Genomic DNA, 24,439 nt, shown 5'->3' with positions numbered 1-24,439 from the left:
ATCTCCTTTTTATAAGTTATCGAATGTGTAGTAGCCAGGCGTTTTGTTCACCAGCTGTTCTGCGACATCAAGGCTGCCACTGGCGAAGATGTCTTTGCTCTGTGCGCGGTGAATGATCTGGATCGTTTCGTCATGGCCGGCGAACAGGACTTCATGTTCACCGACAATGGTACCGCCGCGGACAACATTGATGCCGATTTCGTCATCTGTTCTTGCACTTTCCAGTTCAGTTCGGTCATATACCGGATACGCGGCTTCGCGCTTTTCTTTGATGGCATCATACAGCTTAACGAGGGTCCCGCTCGGGGCATCCACTTTCTTACGATGATGCTTTTCTGTCAGCTCGATATCATAGTTCTGCAGTAGAGGGACGCTGTACTTGATAATTTCAGTCAGAATGTGCACGCCGTAGCTCATGTTGGCACTGAAGAAGACCGGCTTCGTTGCTGCAGCTGCTTCAAGTGCCTGGATGATCTCTTCTTTCCGTCCCGTCGTTGCCATGACCAGCGGCACAGGCTGTTCTTTGCGGATGACAGGCAGCGACAGGTCAGGATGTGAAAAATCAATGATGACATCTGCTGCCGGCCACTCCTCTTCTATTTTGAATGATGGATAAGGATAATGTTTATCTGACTTTGTGATAATACCTGCAATGCTGTGACCACGCTCTTCAGCAAGACGGGCGACGCGTTCATTCATAGCACCATAACCGACTAACAGAACCTTCATGACACTTCACCTTTATAGGTCTTGTATGCCTGGTGGATAACTTCGCTGTCTGCTTGCTCCAGCGGCACAAGCGGTAATCTGACTTCACCGTTTGCATATCCCAGTTCAGTGACAAGCGCTTTGATCGGCATCGGATTGACATCAACACCGAGTGCATCAATCAAAGGACTCACTTGATTAAACAGACGTTCTGCTTCCTGTGGGTCTGTTGCATATGTTTCGTAGATGGCCTGGAATTCAGCAGGCACTGCATTCGCCACCACCGAGATGACGCCGTCTCCCCCGCGAGCGTAAAAGGGGATGATAGAATCATCGTTACCGCTGTAAAGGGCAAATTCATCTGATACAGCGGCTCTTACTTGCTCCAGATAACGCATATCGCCTGTTGCGTCTTTCAGCGCCACAATATGAGGATGTGCCGCTAATTTAACCACAGTCTCCGGCTCAATCGTCATATTGGTTCTAGCCGGCACATTATACAAGACGACAGGCAGCTCCACAGCATCCGCGATGGCAGTGAAATGTGCAATAAGTCCGCGCTGATTCGTTTTATTGTAATAAGGGGTGATCAGCATGATTGCATCGGCACCTGCCTCCTTGACTTTCAAGGAATGCTCGATGGAGACTGCTGTATTGTTGGACCCCGTCCCTACGACGATCGGCACTCGGCCAGCAGCGACCTTGACCGCCAGTTTCACGAGATTGAGCTTTTCCTCCTCATTCAGTGTCGATCCTTCTCCCGTCGTACCGTTAACAAAAATAGACTGCATCCCATTCGCAATCAGAAACTCTACATGCCGTTCAAATGTTGCGTAATCTACGGCACCGTCCTTAAAAGGTGTCGTGATCGCTACTGCTGTCCCTGTAAATAATGTCATTGAATCTGTCCCCTCTCTTCAAGTAACGATTCCAGAATCTGCACGGCATTCAGTGCGGCCCCTTTCAGCAGGTTGTCTGCTGTACACCAGATGTGGAATGTATTATCGAGCGATTCGTCTGCCCGTATACGGCCGACAAACACTTCATCGCGACCAGTGGAATGAATAGCAAGCGGGTAGGCATTATTTTCTACATCATCAACCAGTACAACTCCCTGCTGGTGACTCAGCACTTCTCTAATGGCTTCGACAGTAGCCGGTTTTTCAAGGGTCACGTTAATGGCCACGCTATGGCTGTCTTCAACCGGTACTCTTACACACGTTGCAGTGACACGCAGCTCAGGCAGCTGAAGAATTTTTTTGGTCTCTTCAATCATTTTCACTTCTTCTTTTGTATAGCCGTCTTCCTGGAAAACATCGATATGCGGGAGCACATTGTTATGAATCGGGTGCGGATAGTTCGTCGGTTCCGCGCCTTTAGCCCCTTCCCGCAGATCGTTCAGTCCGGCAAGACCAGAACCTGAGACTGCCTGGTACGTCGTATAAGCGACACGTTGCAAGCCAAATTGATCCGCCAGAGGTTTCAACGGGACTACTGATTGGATGGTCGAGCAGTTAGGATTCGCGATGATTGTGCGGTTCAGCTTCGGCTGATTCACTTCCGGTACAATCAGATCAATATCCTCCTGCATACGGAATGCACTTGAGTTATCAATGACCACTGCACCTGCCTGTTCAAAGATAGGTGAGAACTGCAGGGATGTGCCGCCCCCTGCACTCATCAGTACGTAGTCATAATGCTCTGCTGCACGTTCTTCAGTTAATTCCTGCACCTCATAGTCCTGTCCTTTAAACGAAACGATCTGTCCTGCTGATTTCTTTGAAGAAAATAACGTCAGTTCGTCAAAGGGGATGCCTTTCCGTTCGACCACTTCCATCATTTTTGTACCTACTAAACCTGTAGCACCCACGATTGCTAATTTCATTTTTACTCCTCCTCTTTTTATAGCTCAAAAGCTGAACATAGCTGCTCGACTGCTTGTCTACCGTTCTGCTGATCGACCACGTATGAGATACTGATTTCTGATGTTGTGACCTGATAGAACGGAATGCGGTTATCAAGAAGTGTCATGAACACTTTACTTGCCACCCCTGACATATCTCTCATACCGGAACCGATAACTGATACTTTGACATAGTCTTCCTGAATAATAAAATTCAGCGATGGATATTCAGACTGCAGTATCGTGAAGATCTTATTGATCTGATTAGTATCCGTATCTTTCATAGTGAAGGAAATCTGCAGACCTTCCATGTTGACGATCTGCGAAATCATATCGATATTGACTTCTTCCTGTTCCAGCAGTTCAAATAATTTTTTCAGCAGTGCTGAGTCATTCATCGGATAGCTGACTGTCACATAGTCCATATCCTTATCAAGCGCGACGCCCGTGACCGCTTTTTTCTCCAGTATTTCTTCCTGTGCCATAATCCAAGTCCCCTTCTCGTCTGATAATGTCTGTCCCAAATAAATCGGTATCTGATAATTTTTAGCGATCTCTACGCTTCGTGTCTCAAGAACTCCTGCACCTAATGCACTCATCTCCATCATTTCTTCGTAGCTGACATAATCAAGACGTTTCGCCGGATAGATTCGCGGGTCTGTCCCGTAAACACCGGCCACGTCTGTGTATATTTCACATGAAACATTGAGGGCTGATGCAATGGCGACAGCCGTTGTATCGCTGCCCCCGCGGCCCAGAGTCGTGATTTCACCCAGCTCATTCATCCCCTGGAATCCAGCCACGACAACGACGTCGCAAGTTTCAAATGCCTGTTCAAACTTCTGTTCATCAATATTGAGGATTTTACTTTTCAGATGATGCCCTTTCGTTCTGATACCTGCCTGAAAGCCAGTCATCGCCCGCGTCGCCACTCCTTGTTCTTTCAGGATGATCGACAGATACGAAATAGTCTGCTGTTCACCTGTCGTCAAGAGGAGTGCCAGATCCTGTTCATTCGGCTTTGCTGTCAACAGTTCTACATTGCTGAGCAGTTCATCTGTTGTCTTGCCCATCGCAGACACTACGACGACAAGCTGCTCACCTTGTGCCGTTCTGTCTTTCAGATAGCGGCTGATATTTCTGAGCTTGGTGAAATCCGCTACCGAAGTTCCACCAAATTTGATTACACTACGTTTTATCACACTATATCCTCCCATGGCATCTAAAAACAAAAAAACAAGTTCATCACTGGAATGAACTTGTTTAATCTATTTACAAGTGATGCACTCCATTATTTTTCAAATAATGACAGACTAAGAGCTCTTAACTCAATAATCCAACATAGCCACCCCTGCAAGAATCACTACATTTCGGCATCTCACCCTTTCAGCAAAGTATTTGCAGCTTCCAGACTTTACTTACTGATGATCAATGCGCCTCATCTCTATCTATTTAATTGTTGTTATTTATTATACATAAACAATATCAGAATGTACAGAATATTTATAATCTTAAAATCTCAGCGCAATTTTTTAACTGAATATGTAAAAAATATGTAGATATCTTTAAAAAGTTAAATATAATAATGATAGAACAAATAAACAAAGGGGAAAAAAGATGAAATCATTTAAAGTATTGATCACTATTTTATTGCTGCTGCTCTTGATTCCTGCACCTCAATCATACGCATTATCCAAGAAAATGGCTGTCTCCTACGTTTCCACCATTGACGGTGATACAGTCAGAGTGAAAAACAGTCGCACCAGCTTTACACTGCGCCTCCTTCTGATTGATGCACCAGAAATCGCTACCTCTTCAAAAGCGGGCCAGCCGTACAGTAAAGAAGCGAAAGCATACCTTACAAAATACCTGCAAGGCAAAAAACTGACCATCGCTTATGACAATGCAATCAAGAAAGACAAATATGGCCGTCACCTTGTCTATTTATATGCTGACAATGTACTCGTTAACAACGCCATGGTTAAAAACGGCTATGCTCGGGTCGGTTACATCATGAGTCAGAAGTATTATCTGAACACACTGAAAAAAAGTGAGAGCTATGCTAAAGCACAGAAATTACGCATTTGGTCTAAAGCAGGTTACGTGAACACAAAAGGGGAAGGATTCGTGACTCCTACATCAACCGCTAAGCCAGCCACCTCTAAGGCCGGTTATCCGACTTCAAAATACAGAAACGGTGCGCCAAAATATTTAAAAAACTGTACAGAAGTCAAGAAGTATTATCCATATGGTATTACAGTTCACCATATCTCATATTTAACAAAACATGATCGTGATAATGATAAGCTAGGCTGTGAAGCAACAGGTATCAAGTACGAAAGCTGGATGAAATATAATTAGATAAAAGCCAGGTTCTGTGAAGAACCTGGCTTTTATCTACCGAAAAACTTAAGCTGTCCTGTCCTGCAAGACCTTAAATATCCCTTGATAGTGGTCATCCAGAAAATCAGTCCATTTATACCATTCGCCATCATAATAGAGGCTCAATGTATCATGGAATAAGCCTTTTGAGAGTTCAACTTTCTCAATCAGATCGATTGGAATTGTCTGGCTGAAGCTATCGGCCGCAGTTAGTCCATAGGCATTGAACTCTAATAGGCGTCGCTCCTCATCTAATAAAAGAATGCCGGGACGCTTAATATGTCTAAACTGAAACTTTTTAATGGAACATTTGGATTGCATAGATATCACTCCTTTTTACCATAATAAACCAAAAAGAGAGTGGTTGGAAACGTTATCTGAAAATTCTTGATAATCAAAACTGATTTTGTGTTACTATAAGCAAAAGTCTAAAAGGAGGACTGCTATGCATAAAGAAGCCATTCACACTGCTTTCCCACCTACCATCCCTATTATGGCAGGATTCCTGTTTCTCGGTATCACTTACGGCATCTACATGCACGAACTCGGTCACCCCGCTTATTTTGCACCGTTGATGGCGGCAATCATGCTGGCAGGGTCGATGGAGTTCGTTGCTGGCGTCTTATTATTAGGGACTTTTAATCCCTTGGCTGCTATTATCATGACCCTCATGATCAATGGACGTCATCTTTTCTATGGTATTGCTATGCTGGACCGCTTCAAAGGAACCGGCAAATTAAAGCCTTACTTGATCTACGGCATGTGCGATGAATCATTTGTTGTCAATCAGACCATCCATATCCCGGAGGGGCAGAATAAAAATCTGGTCATGTTCTATGTGACTCTGTTCATTCATAGTTACTGGGTCGTCGGCTCACTTCTCGGCAGTTTAATCGGTTCTTTCATCATAATTGATTTGACCGGTCTGGAGTTTGTTCTTGCGGCGCTATTCCTGGTCATCTTCCTGGATGAGTTTCTAAAAGGGAAGCGTGCCCCAGCGACTATCGGGATGATGATTTCTATTATCTGTCTCATGGTGTTCGGCAAAGATTACTTTCTTATCCCCAGCTTTATAGTCATGATCGTCATCTTTTTCGTCTTCCAGCGTTACTTCATCAGGCTGGGTGATACATCATGACCCTGACACAACAGCTGATGCTGATCGCACTGATTACGTGTACGACATTATTGACTCGCTTTCTGCCTTTCATCATCTTCAGATCAGATAGACCGATACCACCGATGATTCAGTATTTCGGCAGCATTCTGCCGCCTGCTCTATTCGGTTTACTCGTTATATATGCACTCCGGGACATCAAATGGTCATCCTTTGCGAACAGTCTGCCTGCAATAGCTGCCATTATCGCCATTGTGCTGATTCATTTATGGAAACGAAATATGCTGGTGTCTATTGCCGTCGGTACTCTCACCTATATGATCTTGATCAGAATATAACAAGCCCGTTCCTTCAGGAACGGGCTTGTCTGTTACCAGCTTGACTTCTTGACACCCGGAATCTGTCCTTGATGGGCCAGTTCACGGAATGCGATACGAGAGAGTTTGAATTTCCGGTAGACACCTCTCGGTCTCCCCGTTAATTCACAGCGTCTAGTCAGACGAGTCGGGGAGGAATCGCGTGGTAACTTTGCTAGTGCTACGTAGTCTCCGTCGCGCTTCAGCTGTTCACGTTTTTCTCTGTACTGCTCGACTAATGCCTGTCTTTGCTTCTCTTTTGCTATCTTGGATTTTTTAGCCATAGTTCCTCCTTTTATAAATCGTAATTATTACGTTTTATAAATATATCATAGTTCTATGACTTACGCAAATCCCTCATTATGGCGGCATGCTTATCATCAATGTTAAATGCCTGTCGCCGACAAAAACCTTCTGTTTAACTTATCCTTTCACCCTCGCCACTCGATTTTTATCTTTTTTCCCATCTGTAAACGAAATAAAAGATGATAGAAAGTACAGTACAGATCAAACCGGAGCCAATCCGTACGTCACTCGGAATCAAAATCGACAGCACTAAGTAAACCAGTGCGATTACTATCAAGACAATTGATAGTAACAAATGAACCTTCATTCTGTTATGTGTGCCCCTTCCCCTGCAAAATTCTTTTTCATTGTTATTATAAGGTTTTATGCCATGATTGCCTAACAACTGGCTGTTGACATGTTAGAATGAAAGCATTCAAGGAGGGGATCTAATGACAAAAACAGTCACAATCATCGGCGCAGGATTAAGCGGATTAGTCGCTGCGACAGAATTACTGAAAACAGGCCATCATGTCGTCATGCTGGACCAGGAACCGGCGCAAGCGATAGGCGGTCAGGCATTCTGGTCATTCGGCGGCTTGTTCTTAGTCAATTCAAGTCTGCAGCGCAAATTTAAAGTGCATGATTCATACGACCTTGCTTTAAACGACTGGCTGGGCACTGCTCGCTTTGACCGCCTGGAAGATGAGGATGTCTGGGCGAAGAAATGGGCGGAGGCCTATATTCGTTTCGCCGCATTTGAAAAAGAAAGTTATCTGAAGTCGATGGGTATAAAATTCGCGCCTGTTCTCGGCTGGGCTGAACGCGGCGGATCGAGTGCAGCAGGCCACGGCAATTCAGTACCTCGTTTTCATATCACGTGGGGTACCGGCCCCGGGCTGATTGAGCCTTTCGTCGACTACTGTCTCTCTCATCCATCATTCCAGTTCCTGCCGCGCCATCAGGTCACTGCTATCGAGATCACTGACAATACGATCAGACGGATTGAAGGCAACATTCTGGAGCAGAGTGATGTTGAACGCGGTGCACCATCATCCCGTACAATCATCGATACTTTCAGTATGCCTGTCGAAACTTTAATCATCACAACGGGCGGAGTGGGTGCCAATCACGAACTGATCAAACAGAACTGGCCGAAGCGACTTGGCAAAGCACCTGAGAAGATGATACAAGGCGTACCAGATTCAACAGATGGTAAGATGCTCAAAATCAGTGAGGATGCTGGAGTCCGTCTCGTCAATAAAGACCGCATGTGGCATTACACGGAAGGGATTCAGAACCATACGCCTATCTGGAATAAACACGGCATCCGCATCATTCCAGGCCCTTCTTCGATGTGGTTCGATGCGACGGGCAAGCGTTTCGATGCCCCTGACTATCCCGGATTTGATACACTTCATACACTGGAATCCATCTGCAAGACAGGCTATGATTATTCCTGGTTTATACTGACAGAAGATATCCTGAAAAAAGAATTTGTGCTGTCAGGCTCAGAACAGAATCCGGATTTAACAGACAAAGACTATCGCCGCATCTTGAAAGAACGCTTATCCAGTGCAGCAACAGCACCAGTTGAAAAGTTCCGGACAGACGGTGAAGATTTTGTGGAAGCAGATAACCTGAAGGATTTAGTCAGTGGCATGAACGCACTTGCCGGTAATGAACTGCTGGATTATGAGGAAATCAGGAAACAGATTGAGCTGCGTGATTTACAAGTGGATCATCCATTCAGCAAAGACCCTCAAATCACTTTTATCAACGGTGCACGCCATTTCTTAGGGGATAAGTTTATCCGCACTGCGAAGCCGCATAAGTTCCTGGATGGCAGAAAACTGATTGCTGTCAAACTTCATATTATCAGCCGCAAGACATTAGGAGGGATTCAGACCAATTTAAACAGCCAAGTTTTCAATCAGAATGAAGAATTGATTAAAGGTCTGTATGCCGCCGGAGAAGTCGCAGGTTTCGGCGGCGGCGGTGTCCATGGTTACGGCGCCTTAGAAGGTACATTTCTCGGCGGCTGTATCTTTAGCGGCCTGCGTGCAGCCAGAGGAATAGATGCCGAATAATATAAACAAAGGAATCGGATAAATAAAACAGCGATAAAGCCTGAAAATCTCAGAGCTCATCGCTGTTTTTTTCTTTATAGTGAATTCATCATACTACTGGCATGATGAATTGTGTCATATTATGCGTATCGTCCCGCTAATCCCTTTTGCGGGACGTTACTCAGCGGATCATTTACCCATATTACGCGTATCGTCCCGCTAACTCCTTTTGCGGGACGTTACTCAGCGGATCATCTACCCATGTCACGCGTATCGTCCCGCTAATTCCTTCTGCGGGACGTTACTCAGCGGATCATCTACCCATATCATGCGTATCGTCCCGCTAACTCCTTTTGCGGGACGTTGCTCGATAGATTATCCCCTTATTTCATCCAATTTATTTTGCACCCATTCATAATGCGTCTCAGGAATCATATCAAAATCCGGGTGCTCCCGATTCTGCAGAAAATCAGACAAATCATCACGACTAGTGAAGTCCATCAGTTCAAGAGCACGCCATTCATGAAAATAAGCGAGATGAAAAGCATCATCCAGATACGGCAGGCAGTGCATATAGACACCAGCTGATGCCCGGTGCAGCTCAACATCATCTTTTACAATCGCATAACGGGACAAAGCATCAGCAAGTCGCCTTTCGTCTATATCATATTCAAAGAAATAATTGATGATGGCTTCTGCATCCTTTATCTCTACTAATTCTTTCAGCTCATCCGGCAGTTGCGACAGCAAGATTCTCTCACTTTGCATAGGACAATTCCCCCGTGTTCAACTGCTCAATAAGCACCAGCACTGCCGGCGCAATCTGTTCGTGGTGCCGGAGGTCGAAGTAACGGACTTCAGTGATCTCATTATTTTCAGAGACGTCGTTTAATTTCCCGTCATATGTAAAACATTCCAATGAAACCACGGCATCCTGTGGATAAGCGGGCCCTTCCACCCGCCCCAGATAACGGACGAGAGACTTATCCAATACGACATTCAGCTCCTCATAAGTCTCGCGGATTGCAGCATCAATCGGTTCTTCGTCCACTTCTATCTTGCCGCCAGGTAAATAATATTTTTCGAGCTCTCTTACTTTAACAAGCAACAGTCGATCGTCTTCTATATAAACAAGTGCTGCACAGTTGATATCAGCCATTTCTCTTCACCCTTTCACTTATATTATAGCAATAAAAAAACCGAAGTCTTAGACAGACTTCGGTGTATAATGCCTCCACCCAGAATCGAACTGAGGATTCATCATTACCATTGATACGTTATGCCACTTAACTATGGAGGCGAAACTATCTTCTAGTCTAATGAATTTCCGCGCGAATTTCAAGTTCCTTTTTCAAGATTTAATCTTTCCGGTATCGATTCATCAGTTCAGGCGGGATATGGCAGTAATCCTGCGGGAATTTAGCCAGATGATCCTGATGTTCGTCGGCACTCGGAATATAGTGGGTGAGCGGCTTCACCTCAACTGCAATCTTCTCCCGGTCCGGACGACTCTGAATATAGCGTGCAGCCAGAGAGAGATGGGCAGGATCTTCGCTGTAGACACCCGTCCGGTACTTCTCTCCCACATCTTCCCCCTGCCGGTTGACGCTATACGGATCGATGATCATGAAGAGGTGGTCAACCAGCGAAGTCACACTGATCTTGGCAGGATCAAATGTCGTCTTCACACATTCCGCATAGCCGTCATACGGTCCTTCAAGTGCCGAACTGGTTCCATTCGCTCTTCCCGCTTCTGTACAGATGACGCCTGGAATCGTCTTGACGAAGGCCTGCACGCCCCATAAACAGCCGCCTGCCAGATAAAGTGTCTCCATCATGATAACCTCCTTTATTTCCTTTAAGGGTAACATATTTTTCACGGCGACAGTCTCCTCAAATGATGGACAAAGTCGAATAGACATGAAAAATGACACCTTGCGAGGTGTCATTTGTCTGAATAGCAGGAAGACAGAGAAAACGCCTGTCCTTATCTGCCCGCAAAATACTCTTCAGCAATCTCTTTCACCCATTTGAGCTTCGCCCACTGTTCGTCTTCAGTAAGCAGATTGCCTTCCTCTGTAGAAGCAAAGCCGCACTGCGGGCTGATACTCAGACGTTCAGCAGGGATGTATTTCGCTGCTTCATCGATACGTTTTTTGACTGCTTCCTTCTCTTCAAGAGCCGGGAACTTCGAAGTGATCAGACCGAGCACCACATGCTTATCACCGCTGACTTTCTCCAGCGGCTCAAATCCCCCTGCGCGCTCCGTATCATATTCCAGATAGTAAGCATCGACATCTTCCCGGCCGAACAGTTCATCTGCCACTCTTGTGTACGGCCCTTCACTTGCCCAGTCTGACTGGTAATTGCCACGGCAGACATGCGTGTTGATGATCAGGTCATCAGGTGCCTGATGGATGACGCGGTTATTAATCTCAAGCAGCTCTGCCTTCAGCTCATCCAGTGGGATGGTCGAACCGTTCCCTTCCCCGTGAATCTTGCGTGCCGTCTCTTCTGACAGATGGATACCCCAAGAACAGTCATCCAGCTGCAGGACCTTAAGCCCTTCACTGTACAGGTCATCAATGACTTGTTTATACGTGCTGACAATATCATCTATCACAGCTGCCCTGGAGGAATATACCGCTTCCACTGATTCCTTGACGCCAGGACGTGTCAGCTCAACAAGCAGCTGAGCAGGTGCAGGGATGGTCTGTCTGACCGTCAGATGACCAGGCGCGTGATCCCGTACAAACTTGAAATGTTCGACAAACGGGTGATGATCACCGGAGATTCTGTCTACAAACTTAATACTGTCTTTTCTGGTCTCAACATGACGGAACTGATAACCTTGGTCCAGTAACTGGCGCTCAATTCCGTTAAAGCCGAAGAAGAAATCAAGATGCCAGTAGCTTCTTCTGAATTCACCATCCGTCACAGTCGTATAGCCGAGTGCTTCAATCTTATTAATCAGCTTGATGATCTCCTGGTCCTCTACTGCTGTCAGTTCCGCCTGAGAGATTTCTCCACGTTCGAACTGAGCGCGTGCTTCTTTCAGAATCTCCGGGCGTAGAAAACTGCCTACATAATCAAATTTCGGTTGTGTCACTGTTTTATTTACTGTCATCTATAATTCCTCCCCTGTTTTGAGTCAGTTGTCTTCTTTTGGCTTCAGTTGTCGCATAAAGGGTCAACATGTCATATTCCATAGCAAATTAAAAAACCCCACACTCCTTTACTGGTTAGTAAAGGGTGAGGGGTCTGCCCACGGTACCACCTTTATTCGTCCAGCCATCACTGACTGCACCTCAGCAAGTACACAGATGTATACTTTGACGTTGATAACGAGCGCCAACCCTCGGACATCACCTACTCATTCACATTTTCAGCTTGCAGCAAAGAGGCCATTTTTCATCACAGTTCTTTTGCTTCATTTCACCACCAGAAGCTCGCTGTCAAAAAGATGCTGTCATTACTTTTTCTCTTTTTCGCTTTCAAAATATTAAATTATCGTCAGTATATAGAGCAGATTTTTATTTGTCAATATTTTTAGAAAATTTAATATTGTCAAAAAATAGTTTGACATGAGGGTTCGAGCTGATTATGATTAGGATTAATTAAATATCACTTATCCAGAGTGGTGGAGGGACTGGCCCTATGAAACCCGGCAACCTTTTCAGTAAGGTGCTAATTCCAGCAGGTATATCCTGAGAGATGAGTCTGTGCGTGTGCACTTATCCCCCTCTGGATAAGTGTATTTTATTTTATCTTTAAGGAGGATCATCACTATGACTCAATACCACTTCGAGACACTTCAGCTTCATGCAGGACTGCCTGACAAGAACGATGCCAACGCCAGAGCTTTACCGATCTATCAGACCACTTCCTTTACGTTTGATGATACGACGCATGCTGCCAATCTGTTCGGCCTGAAAGAAGCCGGCAATATTTACAGCCGTCTGACGAATCCGACCACTGCCGCCTTCGAAGCGCGTGTAGCAGCCCTTGAAGGGGGGACAGCAGGCCTCGCCGTCGCATCAGGCATGGCAGCCATCAGCTATGCCCTGCAGGCTCTGGCAGAACAGGGAGACCATATCGTTGCAGCAAAGAGCCTGTACGGCGGGACACACACGTTACTGACTCATACATTCCGTAAGTACGGGATTGCAGTCACTCTCGTTGACACGGAGGACCTCACGGCTGTCAGAGAGGCCATCCGGCCGAATACGAAGGCACTCTTCGTCGAGACCATCGGCAATCCTGAAGGTAATATAGCAGATATCGGCGTGCTCGCTTCCCTGGCAGATGAATACGAGATCCCCCTTGTCGTCGATAATACCTTCGCCTCGCCTTATCTATGTCAGCCGCTCAGACACGGCGCCCACATCGTCGTGCATTCAGCCACCAAGTTCATCGGTGGCCATGGCACGTCCATCGGTGGTGTCATTGTAGAAGGCGGGACATTCAACTGGGCGAACGGCAAATTCAGAGGCCTGACTGAACCGGATTCTTCATACCATGGCCTGAAATTCTATGAAACATTCGGTGACGTGGCATTCACTGCCAAAATCAGAACGACATTGCTCAGAGATACAGGTGCAGCGCTCTCACCTTTCAATGCATTCTTACTTGCTCAAGGCCTCGAAACACTGTCCCTACGCGTCGAACGCCATGTGGCTAATGCGGAGAAAGTCGCTCAGTTTCTACATGACCATCCACAGGTGGACTGGGTGGACTATGCGGGCCTTACGGATAGCCCTTATCATCAGCTGAAAGAAAAATATCTGCCGAAAGGGGCTGGTTCAATCTTCACATTCGGCTTGAAAGGGGGTTACGAAGCCGGCCGTCAATTCATTGAAGCCCTTGACCTGTTCTCTCTCCTCGCCAATGTAGGTGATGCCAAGTCACTGATCATTCACCCGGCATCCACTACCCATGCTCAACTGACGCCTGACGAACAGTTGGCCAGCGGCGTCAGACCTGAGACCATCCGTCTGTCAATCGGCACCGAGCATATTGACGATATCATCCATGACCTTGAAAAAGGGTTCAGTGTGATCTAGATGTCTGTTATCCAGGCAAATGGTCACCCGGAGACTTTGAGTCGCCTGCAGATAGACGGTTCTAAAACCGACACAGCTGCCATCCGGCTGCTGATCATCAATCTGATGCCGGATAAAAAAGCGGCTGAATATCAACTGATGGCGATCCTGCATCAAGTGCCTTATACAGTCAGCCTTACATTCGCCTATATAAATGCACCAGAGTCCACTAATCCGGCCTATTATACCTGTCAGTCTTATTACGACCGGGCAAGTGACAGCAGCGCCCATGAGTTTGACGGCCTCATCGTGACAGGCGCACCGCTTGAACATCTGTCGTTTGAAGCGGTTCACTACAGCAAGGAACTGAGGATGCTGCTGGACCGGTTTCAGGTCATCCCCTATCGTCTTTTCATCTGCTGGGGCGCTCTGTTTGCACTTCATCACTCTTTCAGTGTTCAAAAGAAGGTGCTGCCCACTAAACTGACAGGAGTCTACCGTTATGAGGTCACGGCGCCTCATCCATTGACAGCTGGTCTTGCGCCTTCCTATGTTATTCCGCAGTCCAGACATGCCACTGTTGATGACAAGGACCTGTCCGAACTCATCATTCTGTCGAGACATGACCAGCTGGGCGCCGATCTCATCACCACCCCTGACAGCCGCGATACATTTATGTTAGGTCACCTGGAGTATGAGACTGACACGCTGAAAAAAGAATATATCCGTGATCGTCAGAGATATCCTCATGCAAAGAAACCCAGCCATTATTTCCCGGATGATAACTCTGACCTGCAGCCTGTCAACCAGTGGGCCGGTCATGCTGAACAGTTCTACACCAACTGGCTCAGGCTGATTAAGGACAAAACGTCCTGATACTTTAAAGGCGCGCAACATCAACGTTGCGCGCCTTTTCGGCTTTATTCAATCAGCGTCTTCTCGGTGAGAGGGCAGCCGGACCGTGACTTTTCACAAGATGGAAAAGCGGTGACCATGCATTGGTATGTTTCTGTGGCGGTAGACCTTGGCCCAGTCTACTAATCTGCTGTTCATAGTATGTCAGTCCGGCAAAGCCGCCAATGGCTGCGTCAAGCGCCTTAACACCTGTAGACAGCCTTGGTAATACTACTTCACGGTAAGTGCCATTCTTCAGACGGTTCGGCAGGTCCGGTCTTAAAACAAGGGGTCTCGCAAGTCCGATCATGGACACATTTGTTTTTTCAATCGCATCTACCATGCTTTCCTCTTTACGGAAACCGCCAATGACTGCAATCGGTATATCCACTTCACGGCTGACTTTCTCAGCATAATCAAGGAAGAAGACTTCACCGTCACTCATCATCTTCGGTTTCTCATAATCGCCACCTGAAATCTCCACTAGATCCATGCCAAGTTCAGCCATTTTCTTGATGACCAGAGTGGACTCCTCTTCAGTGAAGCTATCTTCTTTGAAGTCAGTTGAATTGATTTTCAGGCTGATCGGATAGTCTTCCCCTAATGCTTCACGCATGCCCTGATAGATTTCCACTAAGAAGCGCATCCGGTTGTCAAGAGAGCCTCCATATTCATCTGTCCGGCGGTTATCACGCGGCGACAGGAACTGGCTGACAAGATAGCCATGGGCACCGTGAATCTGCACACCTGTAAATCCGGCTTCCTTAGCGATGGTCGCTGTTGTCACAAAGCGTTGAACTGTCTCTTTTATCTCTTCAGTCGTCATCTCACGTGGCGGATTGAAACCACCTGCTGCACTACCGGTAATCGCCACTGCGCTCGGGGCAATGGGTTCTTTTGTCATAGATTTCGGGCTTTGTTTACCCGGGTGGTTGATCTGCATCCAGATTTGACTGCCGTTCTCCTTACCAGCTTCCGCCCAGCGTTTCAGCATAGCAAGATGTCTTGAATCTTCCACCACTACATTACCCGGTTCACCTAAGTATCGACTGTCGACCATGACATTGCCTGTCAGAGCTAAGCCGATACCCCCTTGAGCCCAGCGATGATAGACATGTATCAGTTCTTCAGATGGTCCCAGCTCCTTCGTGCCCATCGCTTCACTCATGGCTCCTTTATAGAGACGATTTTTAATGGTCACTCCACTCTTCAGCGTCAATGGTTCAAATAATTGATTGGTCATTAAGAACCCTCCTTTGCTTTCATTGTAATGATTTCATATAACATTTGAAATCAAAAAGCATCATTCCGCAGAATGATGCGCATTGTCTATTCGCTTACTTTTGTATAACTGATATTCGTACCTTTATTAGCAGGTGCTTCAAAGCGGCTTAAGTCCTCCACCTTGAAGACAACAGATGCCTGCGGTTCCAGTTGCGCCGGAACGTGGTCAGCCACCAATGTATTCAGACGCTGGAACTCCTGCTCATCGCCTAGACTGAATTTCCCTTGCGGCTCTTTTTTCAGGAGAGCTACACGGAAGTCCGTCATAAACTGAGCCACTGTTTTATTCGGATCGATATATTGATGAATCACATGCTGCAGTGAATCATGCGTATTGCCGTTATAATTGATTACTTCTTTATAGACTCTATCACCGATTCCTGCCTGCTCATTTAAGTACTGACCGAACAGATAGCTAAGAGAATAATTTGATAAAGTATCGCCGGCGTTCGACCAAATTGTAAGTGAATGACCATTCTGAATGGATTTCGAATTATTGTAGTAATCAATACGGTCACTGATAGGACCTGAGTAAATATGTTCTGCCGCCATCGAGAATGCTTCATTCAAATAAGTATCCATCGGCTGACCCTGTTCTAAATACTTCTTGTTAAAGTTCACCATATGCTGGAATTCATGAGCAACAGTTGAATAAATCTGAGTGACATCTTTTTTAGTTTTATCCACATATCCCATCGAAGGATAAGTGTCCATATAGAAAATCTCACCTTTATTAGAACCTGCTACATTCAGTAAGTCCCGGCCGCTGAAATAACCACCGACATAGCTGCGTGACTGTTCGCCGAAACCATCTTTAATATCATATAAGAGAATATTAACCTTACCGTTGCCATCCACGTCAGATTCCGTGCCGAAATTATTATGAATAAGCGGTGCGATATTCGCATCAAATTCCTTACCCAGTTTCTCAGCATCTGCTTGCGTTACATTGGAATCCGCCACCCATACAAGTGCCTTTGTCCCTGCATATTGCAGCTGTGCGCGTGTAGATTCCGCCTGGTTGGTAGAGATGTTCACGGTGTTGAATGTCCGTGAATCTCCTACCTGATAATCAGATAATGAACGCTGCTGCGAACGACTCAAGTTGACTTCCGATGCTTCTTTATCCGCTTGCGTCAGTTCAATATTTTTATCAATCATTATCGGCTTTTCCTGAGGAATAATCGTGTTCATCTCGTTTTTCATCACGACAGATTGCACATCCATCCCCGTACTTTCAGAACCGCGGGTTGTTGCAACACGTTCATTATTAACGACCACATAGCCTGGCCCTTCAGCTGGATTTTCAGATGTAGGTGCCTCTGTTGTCGGCGCTTCTGTTGTCGGCAACTCTGTAGCAGGTGCCCCTTCAAGCGCGATTTTCAGCTTCTTGACATTATCGCCGCTGAATGACTTCGCAGCTTCCGCTACATTGAACTGAATAAAGAGAGAACCATCTGTTTGTTTAAGCTTACGCTGATCAACCGTAAAGACGAACTGGGCAGAAGATTTTCTTTTTACGTTCTTACTCAATGTCTGGACAGTCTTCAGACCATTGTTTTGCACCAGTAATTTCGCATTTAAATAAGAATCTTTGATAATTGAGCGTGAATTGTAATCAAATACCAGTTTAACTTTCCCGTTCTCACTTCGAATGTCTGTCAGTTTCAAGTAATGCTTTTCATAAAGACTATCGCGTAAAGTAATGGTCTGATTGGTTGCAAGCTCTTCATACTCCGCTACTGTCCCCTGCTCTGTCACTGCGAGAGCCGGTTGAGAAAACGGTACCGCTGATGTAAAGCATAACGATGTCACTAAAAGCGCTCGCGCAAATCCTTTATCTAACTTTTTCATAATCATGATCAGCCTCCAGTAAGTAGTGATTCAATATTTCAAAATTATTATAAGCATAATATTTATTTAAGTAAACATATTTTATAAATAAACCAATATTTATTAAATATTTCCATATAATAGACAAAAGTTGTTACAAAAGGACTTTTCAAGAATATATTTTCCGGTTGACAGCTTGATTTTGAATTGAACACTTTCTATTACTTATTTCTTAAATAATAAAGCTTTAAATTATGCATTTATGAATATTTAATTAGATACTTTAAATGACAAAACAGAGCTATCCATTATAATAAGAATGAGGTGATCAGATGGACCAGCATAGAATTTATAATATGACGTTTTCTTCAATCTATGGCAGTTTACTTAAGAAAGTTGAACGCAAAAATCGGACACAGGCAGAACTGGACGAAATCATTCGTTGGATGACCAATTATAGTCAGGAAGAACTGGATAACTATAAAACGAATGATCGCACGATGCGTGAATTTTATGACAACGCCCGGCTGAATGAGAACCGCCATCTCATCACAGGTTCCATCTGCGGCGTCAAAATTGCTGAAATTCAGCAGCCGCTGATGAAAGAAATACGGTATATGGACAAACTGGTGGATGAACTCGCAAAAGGTAAAGCCATTGAAAAAATTAAAAGACAACCGAAATAAAAAAATCCGACCTGGTCGGATTTTTAACATCTATTTATTTTTTATAGCCACTATTTAAAAAGGACCTCTCCTTTTCATTTTCCATTTGATCCATCCAATTTGTACAACGATGAATCCACTTTTCACTAAATACCTCTTCAGAGATAATTCGCGTATTTAAATCTGCAATATGATAAAGTCCTTGTTCCTGACACCATTTTATACACGTTAAATATAACTGCAGTTCAGCTGTATCTAAATCAGCCTCATATATTTCAGCTATAATCTGTCTTGTTCCATTACCATAAGCAACAAATGCTCTTGTATGCCCATCAATTAAATACGGCTTGTTTCTGTAATAAATAACTGTTACAACTGTTGAAGTTACTGAATTTTCATTTAGCCAATTTGTAACAGCTTCCACTTTTCTTTGATTTAGATAAAGCTGTGTTAATCCTAATTCATCAATTGATAAGATTACTTTCATTTTTTACCGCTGCCTCTAGTATTTTAAACGTCTGACGGTTGACATCAATTTCTGCCTGAAGTCCATATGGTAAGATGCATTTAGGTTCATTATGTCCGAAACTGCCGTTGTATAAGATAGGTAAATCATGATAACCAAATTCATTCATAATAGTCTGCCAGACCCCCTTGTATTCTTCGTAGTAGACATTATTCTGCGGTTTCCCTACAATGACACCATTTATCTGCTCAAATACGCCTATCGTTGCAAGAGTTCTGAGCTCACTCTCTAGGTCAATCGGCGTGATATATTCCTCAGATGTCTCAACAAAAAATATGGCTCCTTTAAAATCTGTTAGTGTCGGGAAAAGAGAAGTTCCTCTTAAACTCGCCAATGTTTCTAAACAACCACCGATTAAATGCCCCTGCACTTTACCGCTGCCGTTCAAAACTTCATAGCCCCCATTTGTAATCATATCACGTGCTTTAAATTGATTTTCAGGCTCCCATTTCAGGCCATACTGTCTGATCTGTTTTGCTGGTGTTATTTCTCCTATCACTTCACTGCTGAACCATGTCTTTCTGATGTAATCTACTGTATATTCGTCCATCGCGATATTTTCAGCGAAATCAGTTAGTAAAGCCGGACCATAGCTACTAGATACTCCTGCTCGATAGAACATGAGATGCTGAATGGTTGAATCAGAATAACCAGAGAATACTTTTGGATTTTTTCTAAGAATGTCAAAATTGATATATGGCAGCAATCTAATTGACTCGTATCCGCCGATCGCGCAGATAATTCCTTTCACTTCTTCATCTTGCAATGCTTGGTGCAAATCCTCTGCCCGCTTTTCAGGGTGCTGGTAAAGGTATTCAATGCCCTTTAATGCATGGGGCATCACTTTCACCCGTAGGCCAAATACTTTCTCCAGCCGCTGAATACCTTGTTCTGTCCGCCACTTGATATTTTCTTCGCCTGCAAGACCACTTGACAATGACACTATAGCTACAGTGTCTCCTCGCTTCAATTTTGCCGGTTTAATCATTGAACCATCCCCTTCACTTGTTTCATTATATTATATAAAAACGCATGCTAGTTTGTAGTGTGAAGTGACCCCCGAAAGTTAGACTTTTTTGAAATGGAGAAATCCATTCCTTTTTTTATGCAGTTTTCAGACTTAGAGTTTTCTCTCTGAACCCTACCGGGCTCATCCAGTTCAGTCTAGATTTAATGCGCTTATTATTGTAATACCATATATAGCTGTGGATTGCTTCTTCCAGCTGCTCATAGCTTTCGTATATTTTTCCATGGAACATTTCCTGCTTCAGGACACTGAAAAAGCTCTCCATAGGAGAATTGTCTAGACAGTTGCCCTTGCGCGACATACTCTGAAATATTCCGTTATCACTGAGTTTGCGTGTATATGCGCCCATCTGATAGGCCCAGCCCTGGTCACTATGAAAGGTCCTCCTGAATTCACATGCATCAGTAACTGCGATTGCCTCAGAAAGAGCTGACAAAACGGCTTCGGAATTGGGTCTTCCGGATATACAGTATGAGATGATCTCTCTGTTAAACAGATCCATGAAAGGATCGAGGTAAAGCTTGCCGATACAAACTTTACCGTTTTCATTCAGATAATGGTATTTGAACTCTGATGTATCAGTCGTTATCTTTTGATAGGGGATACCTGTATCAAACCGGCGGTTTACCAGATTATCAGCGATACGTCCAATCGTCCCCTTATAAGAAGAATATCTTCTGCTTTTTCTTGTGAATGAGATGGATTTCAGCTTGAATTTACGCATGATTCTTTGAACTTTCTTATGGTTAATCAGGTGGCCTCTCCTTCTCAGCTCGCCTGTCATCCTCCTGTACCCATAGTTCCCGTCATTCTCCTCGAAAATCTTTTTGATCTCGTCCTCTATCTCCTGGTCTTCATTTTCTTTATCAAACTGTTTCTGTCAGTACATATATGTCGCCTTCGGAAAATTAAGTGCTTCAAGGATAACCTTTAATCTGAATTCTTTTCTGAGTTCCTTAATGACCCGTGATTCGATTTTAGAAGTCGGCTCGGTATATTTATCCCTGAAGCTTTCAACTTTTTTATGTAGGCCAGCTCAGCTCTAAGGAGTTCATTCTCGTGTTCAAGATTTTTGACATAGTCAGTTTTGCGCTTATCAACTTTCTTTGGTTTCTTCATCGATGGACGTCCTTTCCTCTTTTCAGTCAATCCATCTATACCATGCCTGCGAAAAGCAATTCTCCAGGCAGCGATAAGAGACGGATTATTGATGCGGAATTTGGCGGAGTTGATGGTCAGTGAAGCATCATTTTCCCTCATCCATCTCAGTATAGCAATTTTATCTTCTAAACTATATTTCGTTCTTGTTTTTTTACGTTCCAGTCCTTCCATGCTGGAGGCACAGTGAGCCAGATACCATTTTCGAACCATTGCATGTCCAATTCCATGGCGTTCACCAACTGTCTTATATCCTCCCGGACCATTGATATATTCATTTACTACTTTCATCTTGAATTCCAGATCATATTTAGCCAAATAAAAGCACCCCAAACGTTAGATTTTAGGTCTAACTTTTGGGGTGCAGTACAGTTCAGCATGCGTTTTTATTACTTGATCTTTATGGTTTTCAGTCTTAGTGCATTGGTGACAACGCTGACTGAAGACAGCGCCATGGCAGCCCCTGCAATCCATGGTGCCAGGAGGCCTAGTGCTGCTATCGGAATGCCGAGAATATTATAGCCGAATGCAAATCCTAAGTTCTGCTTGATGTTACGGATGGTCGCATGGCTGATTTTGATGGCTTGCGGAATGAGTGTCAGTTCGCCGCCGAGTATGGTCACATCTGCCGCTTCTATCGCCACTTCTGTACCCGTACCGATGGCGATACCGATATCAGCGACTGCAAGAGCCGGCGCATCATTGACACCATCACCGACCATCGCGACTTTTCGTCCTGCTGCCTGCAGCTGTCTGATCTTCTCTGCCTTCTCACTTGGAAGTACCTGCGCTATGACTTCGTCAATGCCGACAGTTTGCGCAATGGCTCTCGCTGTCCGCTCGTTATCACCTGTCAGCATAATGACATCAATACCCATCTCCTGCATCTCATGAATCGCAGCTGCAGCTGTTGCTTTCACTGTATCCTGCACTGCGACGATGCCTCTGATCTGTTCATCCACCGCAATCAGCATAGCGGTCTTACCCTGCGCTTCATAACGAGCCATCTCATCAACTACATTTGACACATCAATATGCTGATCTGTCATCAGCTTGCGGTTACCAATCAGAATACACCGTCCTTCAATCTGTGTGCTGATACCGTGGCCTGGTATTGCTTCAAACTGTTCTATCTCTTTTAAAGTGAGCTGCTGTTCCCTTGCATAATCGACGATGGCTGCGGCCAGCGGGTGTTCAGATGCTTTTTCACTGGATGCGAGATACTGAAGCGTCTCAGCGTCACCCGTGAAGTCAGTCACTTCCGGTCTCCCTTTCGTCACCGTACCCGTCTTATCTAAGACAATCGTATCAATCGCATGTGTCCGCTCTAAATGTTCGCCGCCTTTAAAGAGAATCCCTTGTTCAGCTGCACGTCCTGTGCCGACCATAATCGAAGTCGGTGTCGCCAGTCCCAGGGCACACGGACAGGCAATCACAAGGACTGCAATCGCTGCGACCAGCGCCGGTTCAAACGCACCTGGTGTCACAAAGAGTATCCAGATCAGAAAGGTCAGCGCGGCGATACTGATGACAATCGGCACGAAATAGCCTGAAATCACATCTGCCAGCCGCTGAATCGGTGCTTTAGAGCCTTGCGCCTGTTCAACGACTTTGACGATAGACTGAAGCGCTGTATCCCGTCCGACTTTCGTCGCGCGCATGGTGATATGTCCATTCTTGTTAAGCGTCGCGCCGATCACCGCATCTTCCACCGTTTTCTCAACAGGGATTGATTCCCCTGTCAGCATCGACTCATCAATTGCTGTATGACCCTTTATGATGATACCGTCAACGGGTATCTTCTCACCAGGTTTGACGACTAGCATGTCTCCCGCTTTCACTTCTTCGACCGGCATCATCACTTCTTCATGATTGCGGATAACTCTCGCTTCCTTTGCCTGCAGACTCAGCAGTGAAGAGAGCGCACGGGTTGTCTGTGATTTAGCACGTGCTTCCAGGTACTTGCCGAACAGAATCAGTGTAATGAGCACGGCACTCGTCTCAAAATAGAGATGCGGCTGATAGTCCGGATGTCCGATCGTCTTCACTGCCTCGTACAGACTATAGAAAAAGGCAGCGCTTGTACCGAGTGCGACGAGCACATCCATGTTCGCACCGCCGCTTCTTAAGTTCTTATAGGCACCCACATAAAACTGCCAGCCGATGATGAACTGCACGGGCAGGGCCAGGATGAACTGAAACCACGGATTCATCATGATATGCGGTAGATGAATGCCGAAAATATGGGTCAGCATCGTCAGAAAGAGCGGTAATGATAACAGAGCTGATAGCAGCAGTTTGTATTTTTTCTTCTTCAGCGCCTCTTCTTTGGCATCCACTTTTTCGGCATCATCTGATTTGACTTTGGCGTCATAACCGAGCTTCTGGATGCGTTCAATGATTGCGGTGTCGTCCATATTACCCGGATAATATTCCACAACTGCGCTTTCAGTGGTCAGGTTGACTGTCGCCGCTTTAATATCCGGCTGCTTATTCAGCACTTTCTCAATCCGGCTGGAGCAAGCGGCACAGGTCATGCCCATGACATCAAACTCACTTTGTGTCGCCTTGACATGATAGCCCAGCTTCTCGATTCTTGTGCTCAGGTCATCCACAGTTACTTTGTCACTGTCATAAACAATCGCCGCCTGTTCAGTGGTTAAATTGACTTTGGCATCCACACCGTCCATCTTATTCAGCACCTTCTCAATACGTGTTGAACACGCTGCACAGGTCATGCCTTCAATAGGTAAGGTCACTTGTTTCAATATTGACACCTACTTTCCGAATTGTCGTAATACTTTCATCAGTTCATCGATGGATGCTTCGCCTTCACCTTTACGAATGGCATCCGCCACACAATGATTCATATGACGCTCCGTCACTGAGAAGCCGACTTGCTTAAGGGCCGACTCAATCGCACTGATCTGGATCAGAATATCGACACAGTAGCGGTCCTCTTCAATCATCTTCTGGATGCCACGGACTTGCCCTTCTATACGCTTCAGCCGTTTCAGCATCTTTTCTTTCTCTTCTGTATTCCTCGGCGTCACAGTATAATTATGTTCTTCAGACATCTGGACACTCCTTTCATACGATCGGGGGGTATAAATTCCGCCCAAAAAATATAAGATAGAACTTATCTACAGTTATATCTTATACCCCCCTGTGGTATATGTCAAATTACATG

Annotated in this window: 24 protein-coding genes, 1 tRNA gene, 1 pseudogene and 2 riboswitches; of the genes and pseudogenes, 7 read left to right on the top strand and 19 right to left on the bottom strand. The window is 45.2% G+C overall.

The window, feature by feature from the left end:
* Positions 1–9: 9 nt before the first annotated feature.
* The 4 genes from dapB to QSV55_RS01910 are packed head-to-tail and all read right to left on the bottom strand — an operon-like array spanning position 10 to position 3,813.
* Complete coding sequence (gene dapB / locus QSV55_RS01925; RefSeq protein WP_289650472.1) at positions 10–729, bottom strand: 4-hydroxy-tetrahydrodipicolinate reductase; 720 nt, start codon at positions 727–729, stop codon at positions 10–12.
* Entirely contained in the window at positions 726–1,607 is an 882-nt protein-coding gene (gene dapA / locus QSV55_RS01920; RefSeq protein WP_289650471.1) for a 4-hydroxy-tetrahydrodipicolinate synthase, read from the bottom strand. Before dapA ends, dapB begins: the two co-directional genes overlap by 4 nt.
* Complete coding sequence (locus QSV55_RS01915) at positions 1,604–2,593, bottom strand: aspartate-semialdehyde dehydrogenase (protein ID WP_289650470.1); 990 nt, start codon at positions 2,591–2,593, stop codon at positions 1,604–1,606. The genes dapA and QSV55_RS01915 overlap by 4 nt, the downstream gene beginning before the upstream one ends.
* A 17-nt stretch (positions 2,594–2,610) precedes the next feature.
* A complete protein-coding gene (locus QSV55_RS01910; RefSeq protein ID WP_289650469.1) occupies positions 2,611–3,813 on the bottom strand; it encodes an aspartate kinase in 1,203 nt (400 codons plus the stop codon).
* 71 nt (positions 3,814–3,884) lie between these two features.
* A riboswitch (Lysine riboswitch) is annotated at positions 3,885–4,061 on the bottom strand.
* A gap of 167 nt (positions 4,062–4,228) precedes the next feature.
* Here QSV55_RS01910 and QSV55_RS01905 point away from each other — a divergent pair.
* Complete coding sequence (locus QSV55_RS01905) at positions 4,229–4,972, top strand: thermonuclease family protein (protein ID WP_289650468.1); 744 nt, start codon at positions 4,229–4,231, stop codon at positions 4,970–4,972.
* 48 nt (positions 4,973–5,020) lie between these two features.
* Here QSV55_RS01905 and QSV55_RS01900 read toward each other — a convergent pair whose 3' ends face one another.
* Positions 5,021–5,314, bottom strand: a complete 294-nt coding sequence (locus QSV55_RS01900; RefSeq protein WP_289650467.1) for a hypothetical protein — start codon at positions 5,312–5,314, stop codon at positions 5,021–5,023.
* Between the two features lie 124 nt (positions 5,315–5,438).
* Between QSV55_RS01900 and QSV55_RS01895 the strand changes: the two genes are divergently transcribed.
* Together QSV55_RS01895 and QSV55_RS01890 are read left to right on the top strand one after the other, a co-directional pair.
* Positions 5,439–6,131, top strand: a complete 693-nt coding sequence (locus QSV55_RS01895; RefSeq protein WP_289650466.1) for an AzlC family ABC transporter permease — start codon at positions 5,439–5,441, stop codon at positions 6,129–6,131.
* Positions 6,128–6,448, top strand: a complete 321-nt coding sequence (locus tag QSV55_RS01890; protein ID WP_289650465.1) for a branched-chain amino acid transporter permease — start codon at positions 6,128–6,130, stop codon at positions 6,446–6,448. The genes QSV55_RS01895 and QSV55_RS01890 overlap by 4 nt, the downstream gene beginning before the upstream one ends.
* Positions 6,449–6,480: 32 nt before the next feature.
* Here the strand turns inward: QSV55_RS01890 and rpsN are convergent, their stop codons facing one another.
* Positions 6,481–6,750 (bottom strand): 30S ribosomal protein S14, encoded by a 270-nt coding sequence (rpsN, locus tag QSV55_RS01885; protein WP_289650464.1) that lies wholly within the window; start codon positions 6,748–6,750, stop codon positions 6,481–6,483.
* 453 nt (positions 6,751–7,203) lie between these two features.
* Between rpsN and QSV55_RS01880 the strand changes: the two genes are divergently transcribed.
* Complete coding sequence (locus tag QSV55_RS01880; protein ID WP_289650463.1) at positions 7,204–8,841, top strand: FAD-binding dehydrogenase; 1,638 nt, start codon at positions 7,204–7,206, stop codon at positions 8,839–8,841.
* Positions 8,842–9,195: 354 nt separating this feature from the next.
* Here the strand turns inward: QSV55_RS01880 and QSV55_RS01875 are convergent, their stop codons facing one another.
* The 5 genes from QSV55_RS01875 to QSV55_RS01855 all read right to left on the bottom strand — a co-directional run bounded on the left by QSV55_RS01875 (position 9,196) and on the right by QSV55_RS01855 (position 11,947).
* Positions 9,196–9,588, bottom strand: a complete 393-nt coding sequence (locus QSV55_RS01875) for a hypothetical protein (RefSeq protein ID WP_133452266.1) — start codon at positions 9,586–9,588, stop codon at positions 9,196–9,198.
* The gene (locus QSV55_RS01870; RefSeq protein WP_289650462.1) at positions 9,578–9,979 is read right to left on the bottom strand and encodes an NUDIX hydrolase; all 402 of its coding nucleotides are present in this window, start codon (positions 9,977–9,979) and stop codon (positions 9,578–9,580) included. Before QSV55_RS01870 ends, QSV55_RS01875 begins: the two co-directional genes overlap by 11 nt.
* A gap of 70 nt (positions 9,980–10,049) precedes the next feature.
* Positions 10,050–10,120 (bottom strand) — tRNA-Thr (locus QSV55_RS01865).
* 58 nt (positions 10,121–10,178) lie between these two features.
* A complete protein-coding gene (locus QSV55_RS01860; RefSeq protein ID WP_289651035.1) occupies positions 10,179–10,655 on the bottom strand; it encodes a peptide-methionine (S)-S-oxide reductase in 477 nt (158 codons plus the stop codon).
* A gap of 152 nt (positions 10,656–10,807) precedes the next feature.
* A complete protein-coding gene (locus QSV55_RS01855) occupies positions 10,808–11,947 on the bottom strand; it encodes a 5-methyltetrahydropteroyltriglutamate--homocysteine S-methyltransferase (protein ID WP_289650461.1) in 1,140 nt (379 codons plus the stop codon).
* Between the two features lie 498 nt (positions 11,948–12,445).
* A riboswitch (SAM riboswitch) is annotated at positions 12,446–12,541 on the top strand.
* A 67-nt stretch (positions 12,542–12,608) separates the two neighbouring features.
* On the opposite strand from QSV55_RS01855, the gene QSV55_RS01850 reads away from it, so the two are divergent.
* The gene (locus tag QSV55_RS01850) at positions 12,609–13,883 is read left to right on the top strand and encodes an O-acetylhomoserine aminocarboxypropyltransferase/cysteine synthase family protein (protein ID WP_289650460.1); all 1,275 of its coding nucleotides are present in this window, start codon (positions 12,609–12,611) and stop codon (positions 13,881–13,883) included.
* Positions 13,884–14,738: a homoserine O-acetyltransferase/O-succinyltransferase family protein gene (locus QSV55_RS01845; RefSeq protein WP_289650459.1), complete on the top strand. Its 855-nt coding sequence runs from the start codon at positions 13,884–13,886 to the stop codon at positions 14,736–14,738.
* A gap of 52 nt (positions 14,739–14,790) precedes the next feature.
* Here QSV55_RS01845 and QSV55_RS01840 read toward each other — a convergent pair whose 3' ends face one another.
* A complete protein-coding gene (locus QSV55_RS01840; RefSeq protein WP_289650458.1) occupies positions 14,791–15,999 on the bottom strand; it encodes an NADH:flavin oxidoreductase/NADH oxidase family protein in 1,209 nt (402 codons plus the stop codon).
* Between the two features lie 86 nt (positions 16,000–16,085).
* Entirely contained in the window at positions 16,086–17,900 is a 1,815-nt protein-coding gene (locus QSV55_RS01835) for a M30 family zinc metallopeptidase (protein ID WP_289650457.1), read from the bottom strand.
* A 305-nt stretch (positions 17,901–18,205) separates the two neighbouring features.
* Between QSV55_RS01835 and QSV55_RS01830 the strand changes: the two genes are divergently transcribed.
* Positions 18,206–18,559, top strand: coding sequence for a DUF2200 domain-containing protein (locus QSV55_RS01830; RefSeq protein WP_289650456.1), 354 nt, complete (start codon positions 18,206–18,208; stop codon positions 18,557–18,559).
* Positions 18,560–18,593: 34 nt separating this feature from the next.
* Here the strand turns inward: QSV55_RS01830 and QSV55_RS01825 are convergent, their stop codons facing one another.
* The 6 genes and pseudogenes from QSV55_RS01825 to QSV55_RS01800 form a co-directional block, all read right to left on the bottom strand.
* On the bottom strand, positions 18,594–19,025 hold the full coding sequence (locus QSV55_RS01825; RefSeq protein WP_289650455.1) for a hypothetical protein: 432 nt from the start codon (positions 19,023–19,025) through the stop codon (positions 18,594–18,596).
* Complete coding sequence (locus QSV55_RS01820; protein ID WP_289650454.1) at positions 19,003–20,052, bottom strand: S66 family peptidase; 1,050 nt, start codon at positions 20,050–20,052, stop codon at positions 19,003–19,005. The genes QSV55_RS01825 and QSV55_RS01820 overlap by 23 nt, the downstream gene beginning before the upstream one ends.
* 115 nt (positions 20,053–20,167) lie before the next feature.
* A pseudogene (locus QSV55_RS01815) lies at positions 20,168–20,944 on the bottom strand (IS3 family transposase); the annotation flags it as partial.
* A 77-nt stretch (positions 20,945–21,021) separates the two neighbouring features.
* A complete protein-coding gene (locus QSV55_RS01810) occupies positions 21,022–21,567 on the bottom strand; it encodes a transposase (RefSeq protein ID WP_289650453.1) in 546 nt (181 codons plus the stop codon).
* 71 nt (positions 21,568–21,638) lie between these two features.
* Positions 21,639–24,026 carry a heavy metal translocating P-type ATPase gene (locus QSV55_RS01805; protein ID WP_289650452.1) on the bottom strand — a complete coding sequence of 796 codons (2,388 nt, stop codon included), beginning with the start codon at positions 24,024–24,026 and terminating at the stop codon, positions 21,639–21,641.
* Positions 24,027–24,326, bottom strand: a complete 300-nt coding sequence (locus QSV55_RS01800) for a metal-sensing transcriptional repressor (RefSeq protein ID WP_289650451.1) — start codon at positions 24,324–24,326, stop codon at positions 24,027–24,029. It lies immediately after the preceding gene.
* Between the last annotated feature and the right edge of the window lie 113 nt (positions 24,327–24,439).

This window comes from Macrococcus bovicus, from assembly GCF_030376725.1.
Classification (GTDB): domain Bacteria; phylum Bacillota; class Bacilli; order Staphylococcales; family Staphylococcaceae; genus Macrococcus; species Macrococcus bovicus.
The sequence above is the reverse complement of the archived record's forward strand: the minus strand, read 5'-3'. Positions and strand labels throughout refer to the sequence as shown.